Genomic DNA, 14,282 nt, shown 5'->3' on the forward strand with positions numbered 1-14,282 from the left:
CCGGCACATCGTGTGTGCCGGGCTTCTGTGCGTCTGGGCCTACTTCCAGGGTGGGAGCAAGGTCTGGATGACGCCGGGGAGATTGATGAGAGTCGGGATGCTGAGGCTCGGGAACGGCCAGGGCCACGACGGTGTGCCTGGCGTCGGGAGGCTCGGGACGATCGTGGGAGTCGTCGACGAGTTCGGAGTGTTCGGCTTCGGTGGCGTCTTCAGGCTCGGCGGGGGAGTGTTGGACTCCTCGACGATCGTGGTGTTCGGCAGCTTGGTCGGCGATCCGCTCGGCTGCGTGGACGCACCGGGTGTCGGTGCGGTGGACGACTTCGAGCTGGGCGATCCGTTGGACGGATTGCTCGGCTCGGTGCCCACACTCGGACCGGCAGGCTGGGTGCCCTTGGCCGGCTTCGGCTGGTCGCACTTCGGGCAGGCGGCCGTGGTGTGCTGGGCCAGTTGCTCGATCGTGGCCAGCGCCTCCACGGCGGACTTCAGCGACTCCGGGGGCAGTTTCGGCGCGAGCTCACCAAGAGCCTGGCGGGCGTTCGTGATGAAGGTGGTGATCGCCGTGATCGAACCCTCGTCGCCGTCCTGCTGGTACGACGCGACCAGGCGGGACACGCCTTTGCGGGCCTGTGCCGAGAAGTCGTCCAGAGTGCCGTTGATCGTGCCCACGTCGCCGCCGTGCTCGGCCAGCGCGCGGACCTCGGACAGTCGGGTCATCGCGTGCTCGAGATCGCGCCGGCCGCGGGAGTCGTCCCCGACACCCACGTTGGTGGCCACGTTCTCGATGCTGCGCTTCATCCCGTACAAGGTGTCGCCGGGCATCGCCTGCTGAGCGGCGGCGGCGGAACCGATGCCACCTCCGAGCAGGACCAGCGCGGCAGTACTGGCCACGAGCCGGATGCGCCGGCCGTGACGATGCCGGATAGGTGTCACGGACGCGTCGACGTCCTCGCGGGTCGGCGGGTCGTCCGGACCGTCAGGAGTGCTGTGCACCACCATCGGAGTCGTCGCCGCGCGGGCTGCCGCCTGTTCCATCAGGCGGTGCCGTAGCTCGGCACTGAACTCCGGACGCGGTGCCACTGCGCCGGCGGTCCTCAGCCGTCCGACCAGCTCCACAGCCTCCACAAGCTCCGGGTCATCGCTCAGTCGCGAAGAGTGACGGGGCCCGTGATCGACAGCGTGCGCGAATGCCTCCGCGCGCGCTCGAGCCCTGTGTAGGTCACTCATGTGTTCTCGTTCTCCTCAATGGCCAGCCGGGGTCACCGACAGGTCCTCACGAAGGAGAACGAGGAAACTCGCTGACGGGTTACGAAAGACATTCGTTGTCATCCTCCTCACCTCAAGTCCTTGGGGATAACCTTCGCCAAGTGCCGTACGGCCCTCAGTTGCAGTTGCTTGACGGCGCCTTCGGACTTCTCCAGCGCCTTGGCCGTTTCCGCGATCGACAATCCGGCGAAGAATCGCATCGTCAGGCAGTCGCGTTGCTCCTCGGGCAAGGCCGCGACGGCGTCCCGCAGGACCTCGGCGGTGGCGGCGGCCAGTACGTCGACCTCCGGCCCCTCGGTCTGCCGGTCGTGCGTCTCGATCTCGTCCGTGACCACCTCGAGCCGGACCCGGCCGGACTTGTAGTGGTCGGTGATCAGGTTCCGGGCGATCGTCACCAGCCAGGCGCCGAAGTCCCGGCCCTGCCAGCGGAACGAGTCCAGCGCGCGCAGCGCCCGGACGAACGTCTCGCTGGTCAGGTCCTCGGCGAGTGCCGAGGACGACACCCGTGCGTAGATGTAGCGATAGACGGTGAGCGAGTACTCGTCGTACAGCTCACCGAAGGCACCGACGTCCCCGGCCTGGGCGCGATCGACGAGCTCCGCACGTCTCATCCCGTCCGGGCTTGGCTCCGGCGTCGTCAAGATTTCTCCCCGTTCAACTGACACGTCGTCTGACACATCCGCGAATGGCCACAGCGGCTGAGACAGCACCGAGCGTTATGCCTTAAGCACTCGCTGTCAACAGTCTGAGGCGTGCCGCCTTCCGTCCGGTCCGAGTCGTCACGAATGCGCCAGCGGGCTGGCACCGGACAACGGCGCAGCCTGCTGCCGGGGGTAATTGCGCATAGGTCCCCGGCCGGACGGTTTCTGCAGTGTGAGGTTCAGCAGAAGCTCGCCCACGAGTTCACCTGTATATCGCCCGTCACGCTCTGCTGCAACCGTTCCGAGCGAGCCGAACGCGCCAACCGTGCCGGAAGCACGCCCGGCGACATGGCAGACTCGCCTGGTGAACTTCAATTTCGCTGACATTCTTCGTGACACAGCGCAACGTCACGGTGAACGTCTGGCGCTGGTCGACGGGGACCGGCGGCTGACCTGGCGCGATCTCGACGAGATCGTCGGCGCGACCGCGCAGGGGTTCGCCGCGGCCGGCCTGGTGCCCGGGTACCGGGTCGTCCTGCTGATGGCCAACAGCATCGAGTTCGTCACGTCCTACCTGGGGATTCTCCGCGCCGGGCTGGTCGCCGTACCGCTGAACACCGGACTGACCGAGCCCGAGATCGCGGCCGTCCTGAAGCACTCCGGAGCCCGTCTCGCGGTCACCGACGGGGACCTCGCTGCGAAGGTCGGGGAGGGCGTCCGGACGGTGCGTCCGGGCCAGCTCCAGGGTAACGCTCCGTTACTTCCGTCGATCGACCCTGAGACACTCGCGGTCCTGCTGTACACGTCGGGAACCAGTGGCGATCCGCGAGCGGCCATGCTCAGTCATCGGGCACTGGTTGCCAACGTCAAGAACCTTTCCGAGCTCGGCGAGGACCGGATGGGTCCGGAGGACATCGTTCTCGGGGTCCTGCCGATGTTCCACGCGTTCGGTTTGAACGCCGTACTGGGCTGGGCCGTCGCCACCGGCGCCGCGCTCGTGATCGACCAGCGGTTCGACTCCGCTCACACGCTCGACCTGATCGGCAAGTACGGCGTGACGCGGCTGCCGCTCGCGCCGCCGGCACTGAACGCTCTGCTGGCCCGATCGGACCTGCGGGATGCGCTGAAGACGATCAAGGTCGTGCTGACCGGCGCGTCGACCCTCGACCGCGGGCTGGCGGACCGGTTCGAGCGTGAGACCGGCAAGTTCGTGCATCAGGGCTACGGCCTGACCGAGGCTTCCCCCGGCGTCACCACCACGCTGGGGGAGAGCGAGCCGAAGCCCGGCTCGGTCGGCCGTCCGTTGCCGAACGTCGACCTCCGGATCGCCGACGAGCAGGGTGAGGACGTCGAGGGCGACGACCCCGGCGAGATCGTGATCCGCGGCGGCAACCTGTTCTCCGGCTACTGGCCGGACGGTGTCGACGGCCCCGACCTCGACGGTTGGTACCGCACAGGCGACGTCGGGTTCCTGGATGCCGACGGCGACCTGTTCCTGGTCGATCGGCTCCGCGAGCTGATCATCGTGTCCGGCTTCAACGTCTTCCCGAGCGAGGTCGAGGAGGTACTTGTCGGTGCGCCCGGGATCCGGGAGGCCGCGGTCATCGGCGTAGCGTCCGAGGAGACCGGTGAAGCGGTCAAGGCGTTCGTCGTACCGCAGGCCGGCGCGACCGTGGACATCGCCGAGGTCCGGGAGTACGCCGGGACGCGGCTGGCCAGGTTCAAGTGCCCGGTGGAGATCGAGGTGGTCGACCATCTGCCGCACTCGGTCACCGGGAAGGTCGCCAAGGGCCGGCTGCGGGAGGCGGACCGATGAGCGAACGTAGTGAGCTCACAATCAAGCACAGGGCCGTTGGTGCCTCATCGGCGCCCGGAGCGAAGCGAGGACGTCGATGAGCCGGGTCACGCTGTACGGGAAGCCCGGCTGTCACCTGTGTGACGACGCCCGGGAGATCGTCCGTGCGGTCTGCGCCGAGCTCGGGGTGGAGTGGACCGAGGTCGACATCACCCAGGACGACGGCCTGTTCACGGAGTACGGCGAACAGATCCCGGTCACCTTCGTGGACGGCAAGCAGCACGACTTCTGGCGCGTCGACCCGGCCCGCCTCCGGAAGGCACTCACGGCGTAGTGTGCCGGGTCACTCCCGCCGATTTTGTTCTCACGTTCACAAGCTCCTAGAGTAAGGAACGGGCCGCCGGCCGTCAGACCGCGGCCGAGCAACCGTTCCCAGGAGAATTGTGACGCGTGCCAGCAGCCGTCGACCGGGCCCGCCGACGAGAACCGAACGCGGTATCCCCGAGGCGACTGTCGCGCGCTTGCCGGTCTATCTGCGGGCGCTGACCGCACTGTCGGACAGCGGTATCGCGACCGCCTCGAGTGAGGACCTGGCCACGGCCGCCGGCGTCAACTCGGCCAAGCTGCGCAAGGACCTGTCCTACCTGGGCTCGTACGGCACCCGCGGCGTCGGGTACGACGTCGAGTACCTGCGCTACCAGATCGCCCGCGAGATCGGTGTCACCCAGGACTGGGCCGTGGTCATCGTCGGGATCGGAAACCTGGGCCACGCGCTGGCGAACTACTCCGGTTTCGGCACCCGCGGGTTCCGGATCGTGGCGCTGCTGGACGCCGACCCGAACCTGATCGGCGAGCGGATCGGCGACATGGAGGTCCGCGACTTCGCCGAGCTGGAGGACATCGTCAAGGCCGACCGGGTCTCGATCGGCGTCATCACCACTCCCGCCGGTCCGGCCCAGGGGGTGTGCGACCGATTGGTCGCCGCCGGAGTGACCAGCATCCTCAACTTCGCGCCGGTGGTGCTGTCCGTGCCCACCGGTGTCGACATCCGCAAGGTGGACCTCTCGATCGAGTTGCAGATCCTGGCGTACCACGAACAACGAAAGTCCGGAGAGGCGGCGCTCCCCCAGGTGCCCGAGCTACCAGCGATGAACGGTCTGACCGATCTGCCGAGTGTGGGCGGGGGTGTCGGGGCGTGAACGAGCGGAGCGAGTTCACCAATCAGCTCAGCAGCTCGAGCTCATCCGCGCCCGCGGCGAAGCGAGGACGAGGATGAGCTATCTGGTCGTCGGTATCAGCCACCGCTCAGCTGACATCAACGTCCTCGAGCGCGTGGCGCTCGATCCGGACGCGGCGACCAAGCTGGCCCTGGCGGTCAAGAACACCCCGGCCGTCGCCGAGTCCGCGGTGATCGCCACCTGCAACCGGACCGAGGTCTACGCGACCGTCGAGCGCTTCCACGCGGGCATGGACGAGGTCACCGCGATCCTGTCCGACGTCACCGGCGTACCGCTGCTGGATCTGGCCGAGCACCTCTACGTGCACTTCGAGGAAGGCGCCGTCGCGCACCTGTTCCAGGTCGCGGTCGGGCTGGACTCGATGGTCGTCGGCGAGAGCCAGATCCTCGGCCAGGTGAAGGAAACGCTGCGCGTCGGCCAGGATCTGGAGACCGTCGGCACCGAGCTGAACGCCCTGCTCCAGCACGCGTTGCGGGTCGGCAAGCGTGCGCACGCCGAGACCGGCATCGACTCGGCCGGCCGCTCGGTCGTGTCGGCCGGGCTGGAGGCTCTCGGCGGGTTCGAAGGCCGCCGAGCGCTCGTCATCGGCGCCGGCTCGATGGCCTCGCTGGCTGCACAGACGTTGCTCAACGGCGGCGCGCAGAGCGTGACCATTGCCAACCGCAACTACGACCGCGCGGTCGCGCTGGCCGAGCGGGTCGGCGGTACGGCGATCCAGCTCGCGAACGTGCCCGACGCGTTGGCCGAGGCCGAGCTGGTCGTGTCGTGCACCGGCGCGCGAGGCGTCGTACTGACCGAGGAGATGATCCGGAACGCGACGGACGGCCGGCCGTTCGGCGTACTGGATGTCGCTCTGCCGCGGGACGTGGCTCCCGAGGCCGCACGCATCCCTGGCGTCACGCTCGTTACCCTGGCCGACATCGCGGGAACGGCCGGCGGCAGCGAGGCCGACGTCGACGAGGTACGCCGGATCGTCAGCGAGGAGACCGGGACGTTCGAGGCGACCCGGCGGGCCGCCTCGGTCGCGCCGACGGTGGTCGCGCTGCGAGCGATGGCGACCGAGCTGGTCGACTCCGAGCTGGCCCGGCTGGAGCGCAGGCTGCCCGGCCTGGACGACGTCCAGCGGGAAGAGGTCACCCGGACGATTCGCCGCGTGGTCGACAAGGTGCTGCACAACCCGACGGTCCGGGTGAAGGAGCTCGCCGCTGATCCGGGCGGGCCGACGTACGCGAACGCACTGCGCGAACTCTTCGCCCTCGATCAGGCGACGGTCGACGCGGTGACCACGCCGAAGGCGCGCGGAGGTGAGCACGCATGATCAGGCTCGGCACCCGGCGGTCCGCGCTGGCGACCGTCCAGGCAACCATGGTCGCCGACTGGCTGCGCGAGCTCGGCCACGAGGTCGAGCTGGTGCCGATCGTCACGACCGGGGACGTCAACAGGGCGCCGGTGGAGCAGATCGGCGGTACCGGCATCTTCGTCAGCGCACTGCGCGACGCCTTGCTGGCCAACGAGATCGACATCGCCGTGCACTCCCTGAAGGATCTGCCGACCCAGCCACTCGAGGGTCTGGCCATGGGCGCGATCCCGGTCCGTGAGGACCCGCGCGACGTGCTGGTCGCCCGCGACGGACTCACGCTGGGGGAGCTGCCCACGGGTGCACTTGTCGGCACCGGCGCGGCTCGCCGGGTGGCGCAGCTCGACGCGCTCGGCCTCGGCATCGAATGCACCGGGATCCGCGGCAACGTGGACACCCGGATCGGGATGGTCACCGAGGGCAAATTGGACGCGGTGGTCCTCGCGAGGGCAGGGTTGTCCCGGTTGGGACGGCTCGCCGAGGTGACCGAGACCCTGGATCCGATCCAGGTCCTGCCCGCACCGGGACAAGGTGCCCTGGGCATCGAATGCCGGGAGGGCGACACCGAGGTGCTGGCCGCCCTGGCTCCGCTGGACGATGCGGCCACCCGGGCAGCGGTCACGGCGGAACGGCAACTGCTGGCCACGCTCGAGGCGGGTTGCACGGCTCCGGTCGGCGCCCTCGCCGAGGTGGTCGACGGTGAGGACGGCCCGGAGCTGTGGCTGCGGGGCGCGCTCGGCCAGGACGACGGCGTACGGCGGCTCTCCGCGAACGGGCCGGTGGACGATCCGGTTGCCCTGGGCAAAGCGCTGGCGAACGAGTTGCTGGAGCGAACATGACACCGGCACGGGGAACGACGGCCGCCCACAAGGGGGCCCATGAGACGGCGCACAAGACGAGCAGGACGAGGACGAGGGCGAAGGCAGACGTGAGCAGCGCGAAGACAGCGGCCACCGCAGCATCCAGCACACCTCAGAAGGTGCCGGCGAAGGCCGCCGCCACCAGCACGGTCAAGCAGACCAGACCACTCGGCCATGTCACGTTCGTCGGCGTCGGGCCGGGTGACCCGTCCCTGCTGACCCTGGCCGGCCGCGACGTACTGGCGAACGCCGACGCGGTCGTTGTCGAGGGCCCCGAGCACAATGCGTTCCTGGCGTACTGCCCCCCGGGCGTCGAGGTGATCGACGGGTCCGGCGCCGAGGGCAGCCGGGCGCTGAAGGTCGCCGCCCGGGCGCGGCTGGTGGTGAAGACGGCCAAGACCTCGGCGAACGTGGTCCGCCTGCTCACCGGCGACCCGTTCACCTTCTCCAGCGGTGCCGAGGAGGCGTCCGCGTGCCGCAAGGCCGGCATCAGCTTCAACGTCATTCCCGGTGTCAGCGAGGTCAGCGCCGTTCCGACGTACGCCGGGATCCCGCTGACGATGAAGAGCGACCGCGAGGTCACCGTGCTCGACCTGGCCGAGGCCAAGCTCGACCTGGGCAGGCTGAACCCGAAGCAGACGCTGGTCCTGCTGAACGCCGTGGACGTTCTGAAGGACACTGTGACCGCTCTGATCGAGTCCGGCTTCGACGGCGGCACACCGGTAGCGGTGACCGTCGGCGGTACGACGACCGCGCAGACCAGTGTGGTCGGGACCTTGGAGACGATCGTCGCGGACCTGCGCGCGGCCAAGGTGACCGGCGAGGCCGTGATCGTGGTCGGTGCCGTGGTCGAGCAGCGCGAGGCGCTGTCCTGGTTCGAGACCAAGCCGCTGTTCGGCTGGCGGATCCTGGTGCCGCGCACCAAGGACCAGGCCGGGCCGCTGATGGATCGGTTGAGGCGCTACGGCGCGATGCCGGAAGAGGTCCCGACCATCTCGGTCGAGCCGCCCCGCAACCCGCAGCAGATGGACAAGGCGATCCGCGGCCTGGTCGAGGGACGCTATGAGTGGGTCGCGTTCACCTCGGTCAACGCGGTCAAGGCGGTCCGGGAGAAGTTCGACGAGTACGGCCTGGACGCGCGGGCGTTCTCCGGCCTCAAGATCGCCGCGGTCGGCGACAAGACCGCCGAGGCGATCGGTGCCTGGGGCATCCGTCCCGACCTGGTCCCGTCCGGCGAGCAGTCGGCCGCCGGCCTGGTCGAGGACTGGCCGCCGTTCGACGAGGTGCTGGACCCGATCAACCGGGTGTTCCTGCCGCGTGCGGACATCGCCACCGAGACACTGGTCGCGGGCCTGACCGATCTCGGCTGGGAGGTCGACGACGTCACGGCGTACCGGACCGTCCGGGCCGCTCCGCCGCCCGCCCCGACCCGCGAGGCGATCAAGTCCGGCAAGTTCGACGCGGTCGTGTTCACCTCGTCCTCGACGGTGCGCAACCTGGTCGGCATCGCCGGCAAGCCGCACGCGTCGACGGTGATCGCGGTGATCGGCCCGGCCACACTGAAGACGGCCGAGGAGCACGGGCTGCGCGTCGACGCGATGGCCGAGACGCCGGCCGCCGAGGAGTTGGCCGACGCCCTCGCCCGGTTCGGTGCGGACCGGCGTGACACCATGGTCGAGGCCGGTGAACCGGTCACCCGCCCGTCCGAGCGGCGCTCGGGCTCACGCAGGAAGAGCTAGGTCCGTGTCTGGTGGTTTCCCGGAGGTCAGGCCGCGGCGGCTTCGGTCGTCGGCGGCGGTGCGCAGGCTGGTCGCGGAGACCACGCTGGAGCCGCGGCAGCTGATCCTGCCGATGTTCATCCGCGAAGGCGCCCGGGAGCCGATCGCGATCAAGTCCATGCCGGGCGTCGTCCAGCACACCCGCGACACCGCGCGGAAGGCGATCGCCGAGGCGGCTCAGCTCGGACTCGGCGGCGTGATGCTGTTCGGCGTACCTGAGGTCAAGGACGAGGTCGGGTCGGGTGCGCTGGATCCTGCCGGGATCCTCAACGTCGCCATCCGGGACGCTGTCTCGGAGGTCGGCGACGAGTTGCTGGTGATGTCGGACCTGTGCCTGGACGAGTTCACCTCGCACGGGCATTGCGGCGTACTCGACTCCGCTGGTCGCGTGGACAACGACGCGACGCTGTCGATCTATGCGGAGATGGGTGTCGCGCAGGCCTCCGCCGGCGCGCATGTGGTCGGCCCGTCCGGGATGATGGACGGCCAGGTCGGAGCTGTTCGTACGGCGCTCGACGCGGCCGGCTATCTGGACACCGTCATCTTGGCGTACGCCGTGAAGTTCGCGTCCGCGTTCTTCGGTCCGTTCCGCGAGGCGGTGGACTCGTCGCTGCAGGGTGATCGGAAGACGTACCAGCAGGACGGCGCGAACGCCCGCGACGCGATCCGCGAGGTTGACCTCGACATCGCCGAAGGCGCCGACATCGTGATGGTGAAGCCGGCCCTCGCGTACCTCGACATCATCCGCCAGGTCCGCGACCACGTGAACGTCCCGGTCGCGGCGTACAACATCTCCGGCGAATACGCCATGGTCGAAGCCGCAGCCGCCAACGGCTGGATCGACCGAGACCAGGCACTCCTCGAGACCCTCACCTCAATCCGCCGAGCCGGCGCCGACACAATCCTCACCTACTGGGCCAAAGACGCCGCCCACCTCCTCAACCACCGCTGAGCCCCTAGCCGCCCCACGCGCGCCACGTAGCCACCCCTCCGTCGCACCCGCCACGCACGCTCCCACCCACCCGGTGCTTCCTGGCGGGCTGCCGCCCGCGATCGAGGGCCTGGCTGGCGTCCATCCGCTAGCCGACTGTCGTCACGGTAGCTGGGGAAGACCCCACGTGCTACGCAGGCGCTGCTTGTCGCGCCCGCTCCGACCCGCCCGGGTCTTCCGTGCGGGCTGATCGTCGCGGCTTTTGGGGCTTGGGCGGCTGTGGTGCGGGGTTGGCGTACGAGTCGCTGCTCCCTCGAGGGAACAACCGGTGAGGCTCGGCTGGGTGTCAACGGGCTACCCGACGAACTGGTGGGGTGGGAAACACCCCGGCCTACGCTGGGGCGCTTGACGGGTGATGTGTGCATGGCTAGCAAGAGAAAGACCGATCCCGCCAAACGGGCCTCAACTCTGCGCGGATTCTGCCGCGCGACTGCGGATCAAGACTCTATGGCGGACGTCCTGGTGCTCGCTGAGCGGCATTCGGCGAAGCGCGATGCCCGACGGCTACGGCTGCGCGTCGGCAGGCTCGAGGACATCTGGTGAGTGTTGTCTCGACGGTCCGAAGTGATTGCTCTCGGCAACTAGGTCAGCTGCGGAGCAGGCGTGATGGTTGACGCGGGGGCGCTGGGTGTCGATTGCTGTGAAGGCGTTGTCGTCCCATGGGTCGAAGGGTGGGGGTGCGGCGAGCGTGGGCGGCGGTGGCGTGGACGCGCGTACGGCGGGTTCGGGGTCGTCGTTCCAGGGGTCGATGCGTTGGGGGTGAGTTTGTGGGGAGGGGTGTACGGCGGGTTCGGGGTCGTCGTTCCAGGGGGCGACGCGTGGGGGTGGGGTTGTGGGGTGGTGACTTGGGGCGGGCGGTGGTTGGTATCTGCCGGGTGGGATTGCGGTGGGGGTGGTCCAGGTGGGGCGGGTTACGCGGACTACGCCGTCGATGATTCGGATGTGCCAGTGGCCGGAGTGCAGGTCGTTGTGGTGGCGCTTGCAGAGCAGTACCAGGTTGGACACGGCCGTCACACCACCGTCGAGCCACGGCACGACGTGGTGGGCCTCGCATTGGATCGGTGGTGCGCCGCAGACGACGCAACCCTTGTCGCGAGCGTTGAGCGCGCGGCGCATCGGGCGGGTGACGAGGCGTTGGCTGGTGCCGACGTCTAGTGGCTGCGATTTGGCGCCGAGCACGATCGGGAGGATCTCGGCATCGCAGGCCAGGCGGCGGATGGCCCCGGCTGACAGGTCGTCGCCGAACACCAGGGCGCCGGTCGCGTTCGCGGTTGCGGCGCGCAGATCGTCGAAGTCGATGGTCACGCTGATCTGTGCCTTCGGTCCGAACCCCGGCACGAACCCACCATCCACACCCGAACCATCACCGTCCTCGACCACGGTGGCAACCGATCCGATCGCTTGATGAGGATCGGTGGTGCCGGGGAGTGTGCCTTGAACGGCGCAGGTCGTGCTGGTGTCTGAGTTGGCGTTGGCGAAGTCGGTTGGGGTGCCGGTGGTGTCTGCGGTTGTGGTGCGGTTGGGGGCGGAGGTGCGTGTAGTGGAGGTTGTTTCGGCGCCTGGCGTGATGGTGCTGCTCGACGCTGTGCCGCGGGTGGGTGGTGCGGTCGACGTGTGGGCGGTGCCGGCTGCGGTCCCGGTGGCTGTGGTTGGTTGAGGGGACGTGCGGATGTGGCGTGCGGGGGCGCTGGTTAGGTGGGCGGTGGCGGCGGTGTTGAGGACGGTGGTGAGGGCGTCGGCTTGGCGCTTGTCGCGGGGACGGGGGTCGAGCTCACTGTCGATCGTCTTGTGCGGTTTGGCCTGGGCATGGATGAGGGTGCGCAGTAGCTCCGCGTTCTCGTTGGCCAGGTAGCCGCGGAAGGTGACGCCACGGTCGGCGGTCTTCAGCGTGAGGGATTCGCGGGCGTACGCCGCCTGCTCGTCCGGTTCGGGGCCGTCGGGGTCGAGGATGTCGCGGATCTTCTTGCCCGCGCGGCGTAGTTCGGAGGGAGTGTGGGTGGCCGCCAGGTCGATCAGTTGCCGTTCGGCGAACTCGATGTCGTCAGCCGGCACCGTCGAGGGCACCCTGGCCAGGACCGACATGATCGCATCGGCCTGCGCGGGATGAACGCGCCAGGCTCCAGCCGTGGAAGCGTCCGAATCGCTGAGAGCCACGTCAGATGCTGGGTTGGGGAAAGGCACGCTGGGATCCGGGAGAGCGGCCGTGGTGGCGGGGTGGCTGGTCAGGCGGGTGGCGACGCGGACGTCCCGGTGGGCGGCGGTGCCGTCGATACGGTACCGCTGGGACAGCAGGCGGGCGGTGTCACCGGCGCCGAGGTCCTTGGCGTACCCGGACTGGTCGAGGCCGGCGATCAGCTGCCACTTGATCGTCTCCAGCCGAGCCACCTCGGCGACGACCGCGTCGAGAGTCGACAGCTTCTCGCTGTCGCTCATCGACCAGACGGGCCGTTCGCCGAGGATCTCCATGCCAAGAACTCTAAACAGCCCCACCGACAGTTTCCGGCCCCGAAAACTCCTTGTACTCAAAGGGATTCCAGGACGCGAGGTTATCCACAGTCAAGCGTCCTGTGGACAATCGGGTTCAGGATGTTGCGTTGGGCAACAATTGGCGTGAATTCAGGAGTGGTGTTTCTGGATGAAGGCTAGGGTGATGTCGGCGACCTGTTCCCAGCCGGTGTCGATGACGAGGGAGTGGCCGCGGGCGGTGAGCTGTTCGATCTCGGTGGCGGACGGGTTGTCGCGTTGCTTCTGGAAGGCCGCGGTGGCGAGGACCGGGGGCACGGTGTGGTCCTTCTCGCCGGAGAGGAACTTCATCGGGCCGCGGTTCGGGTTGGCGCGGTCGACGATCGTCTCGCTGTTCGGGTTGATGTTGGCGACCGCGGCCTGGAACAGCGGCAGCCCGGGCCCCGGCACCGGGAACTCGTCGTACAGCTTCCGGGCCTCGTCCTCCGGTACGGCGTTCACGAAGGCGTACCGGAACTGGCCATAGGTCAGCATCACGGCCTTCTTCCGGTTCGCCGGGTTCCGCAGGGCCGGGAACGACGCCCTGAGCGCGGACAACGGCAACGGCAGGATGCCTCGTCCCGGCGCCGGGTCGATCGGGACCGAAACGGTCGCGAGGCCCATGCCGGCCAGCTTCTGCGTGATCAGCCCGCCGAACGAGTGCCCGACGATCGCCGGCTTCCGCTCCAGCCGCGAGATCATGTCCGCGTAGTACTCCGTGATCGCGCCGACCGACTTCCCCGCGAAGCTCGCGGGATTCGCCCGCCCCTCGCCGACGCTCTCCGGATCATCCGGCCACCCCGGCGCCACCGTCGCATACCCGGCGGCCTCGAACTTCTCCCGCCATCGCTGCCAGCTCCCGGCCAGCAACCACAGCCCATGAATGAACATCACCACCGGCCGCCCGGAGGTATTCGCGATCTCGACCTCGCCCAACTCTCGTGCTGTGGCCATCCGCCCGCACCCCCTTTCGCGCAGTAGACCACAATCCCCACCCGCGGAGAAGCGGCCGAGCCGCGGCGGCGATCAGCCCTTCAGACCGGTCTGGGCCAGGCCTTCGACGAACTGCCGTTGCGCCAGCACGAAGATGATCAGCACCGGCAGCGCCGACAGGGTGGCGGCGGCGAGTTGGGTGTTCCACATCGGGCCGCCGTACGCGTCGACGTACTGCGTCAGCGCCTGCGGGATGGTGAACTTGGACTTGCTGGACAGGAAGACGATCGGCTCCAGATAGAGATTCCAGCTGTGCAGGAAGGTGAAGATGGCGACGGCTCCGACGGCCGGCCGGGCGAGTGGAAGGCAGATCCGCCAGAACAGCCCGAAGCGGCCGAGACCGTCCACGCGACCGGCTTCCTCGAGCTCAGCGGGGAGCGTGATGAAGAACTGTCGCATGATGAACGTCGCCAGCACGCTGGGTGCACCGAGCATCGGGATCAGGATCAGCGGCCAGTGCGTGTCCACCAGTCCGAGCGTGTCGAACATCCGGTACAGCGGGATAATCGTCACCTCGTTCGGCACCAGCAGCCCGGTCAGCACGATCATGAACACGATCCCCGCACCCCGGAACCGGATCCGCGCGAACGCGTACCCGGCCAGCGCCGACACCGCCAGCGTCCCCAACGTGACCACCGCAGCGATGTAGAGACTGTTCAGATACTGCCGGCCGAACGGCTGCAGTTCGAACACCTGCCGATAAGCGTCCAGCGTCGGCGACCCCGGCAGCGGCGACGGCGGGAACGCGAAGATCTCGGACAGCGGCTTCAGCGATGTCGTCGCCATCCACCAGATCGGAAACACGAACGGCACACAGCAGACCAGCAGTACGCCGTACAGCAGCACCTTGAGCCTAGGACTCAT

12 protein-coding genes are annotated in these 14,282 nt (G+C 68.6%); 7 read left to right on the forward strand and 5 right to left on the reverse strand.

The window, feature by feature from the left end:
• Window positions 1-39: 39 nt before the first annotated feature.
• Together E0H75_RS08555 and E0H75_RS08560 are read right to left on the reverse strand one after the other, a co-directional pair.
• A complete protein-coding gene (locus tag E0H75_RS08555) occupies window positions 40-1,077 on the reverse strand; it encodes a DUF5667 domain-containing protein (RefSeq protein WP_238162891.1) in 1,038 nt (345 codons plus the stop codon).
• A gap of 254 nt (window positions 1,078-1,331) precedes the next feature.
• Entirely contained in the window at window positions 1,332-1,904 is a 573-nt protein-coding gene (locus tag E0H75_RS08560) for a sigma-70 family RNA polymerase sigma factor (protein WP_238162892.1), read from the reverse strand.
• A gap of 364 nt (window positions 1,905-2,268) precedes the next feature.
• On the opposite strand from E0H75_RS08560, the gene E0H75_RS08565 reads away from it, so the two are divergent.
• The 7 genes from E0H75_RS08565 (at window position 2,269) to hemB (ending at window position 9,884) form a co-directional block, all read left to right on the forward strand.
• A complete protein-coding gene (locus tag E0H75_RS08565) occupies window positions 2,269-3,720 on the forward strand; it encodes a class I adenylate-forming enzyme family protein (RefSeq protein WP_131512631.1) in 1,452 nt (483 codons plus the stop codon).
• Between the two features lie 76 nt (window positions 3,721-3,796).
• On the forward strand, window positions 3,797-4,033 hold the full coding sequence (locus E0H75_RS08570) for a glutaredoxin family protein (RefSeq protein WP_131512632.1): 237 nt from the start codon (window positions 3,797-3,799) through the stop codon (window positions 4,031-4,033).
• A 109-nt stretch (window positions 4,034-4,142) separates the two neighbouring features.
• On the forward strand, window positions 4,143-4,898 hold the full coding sequence (locus E0H75_RS08575; RefSeq protein WP_131360150.1) for a redox-sensing transcriptional repressor Rex: 756 nt from the start codon (window positions 4,143-4,145) through the stop codon (window positions 4,896-4,898).
• A 73-nt stretch (window positions 4,899-4,971) separates the two neighbouring features.
• Window positions 4,972-6,255 (forward strand): glutamyl-tRNA reductase, encoded by a 1,284-nt coding sequence (locus E0H75_RS08580; RefSeq protein WP_131512633.1) that lies wholly within the window; start codon window positions 4,972-4,974, stop codon window positions 6,253-6,255.
• Window positions 6,252-7,133, forward strand: a complete 882-nt coding sequence (gene hemC, locus E0H75_RS08585; RefSeq protein ID WP_131512634.1) for a hydroxymethylbilane synthase — start codon at window positions 6,252-6,254, stop codon at window positions 7,131-7,133. The genes E0H75_RS08580 and hemC overlap by 4 nt, the downstream gene beginning before the upstream one ends.
• Before the next feature lie 89 nt (window positions 7,134-7,222).
• On the forward strand, window positions 7,223-8,893 hold the full coding sequence (locus E0H75_RS08590; RefSeq protein WP_131512635.1) for a bifunctional uroporphyrinogen-III C-methyltransferase/uroporphyrinogen-III synthase: 1,671 nt from the start codon (window positions 7,223-7,225) through the stop codon (window positions 8,891-8,893).
• A gap of 4 nt (window positions 8,894-8,897) precedes the next feature.
• Window positions 8,898-9,884 carry a porphobilinogen synthase gene (gene hemB, locus E0H75_RS08595; RefSeq protein ID WP_131512636.1) on the forward strand — a complete coding sequence of 329 codons (987 nt, stop codon included), beginning with the start codon at window positions 8,898-8,900 and terminating at the stop codon, window positions 9,882-9,884.
• A gap of 543 nt (window positions 9,885-10,427) precedes the next feature.
• Here hemB and E0H75_RS08600 read toward each other — a convergent pair.
• From E0H75_RS08600 to E0H75_RS08610, 3 genes are all read right to left on the reverse strand, one after another.
• Window positions 10,428-12,389, reverse strand: a complete 1,962-nt coding sequence (locus tag E0H75_RS08600; protein WP_131512637.1) for an HNH endonuclease signature motif containing protein — start codon at window positions 12,387-12,389, stop codon at window positions 10,428-10,430.
• Window positions 12,390-12,539: 150 nt separating this feature from the next.
• Window positions 12,540-13,379, reverse strand: a complete 840-nt coding sequence (locus tag E0H75_RS08605; RefSeq protein ID WP_131512638.1) for an alpha/beta hydrolase — start codon at window positions 13,377-13,379, stop codon at window positions 12,540-12,542.
• Between the two features lie 72 nt (window positions 13,380-13,451).
• A complete protein-coding gene (locus E0H75_RS08610) occupies window positions 13,452-14,282 on the reverse strand; it encodes a carbohydrate ABC transporter permease (protein WP_131512639.1) in 831 nt (276 codons plus the stop codon).

Origin of the sequence: Kribbella capetownensis, assembly GCF_004331485.1 — a bacterium.
Lineage (GTDB): Bacteria > Actinomycetota > Actinomycetes > Propionibacteriales > Kribbellaceae > Kribbella > Kribbella capetownensis.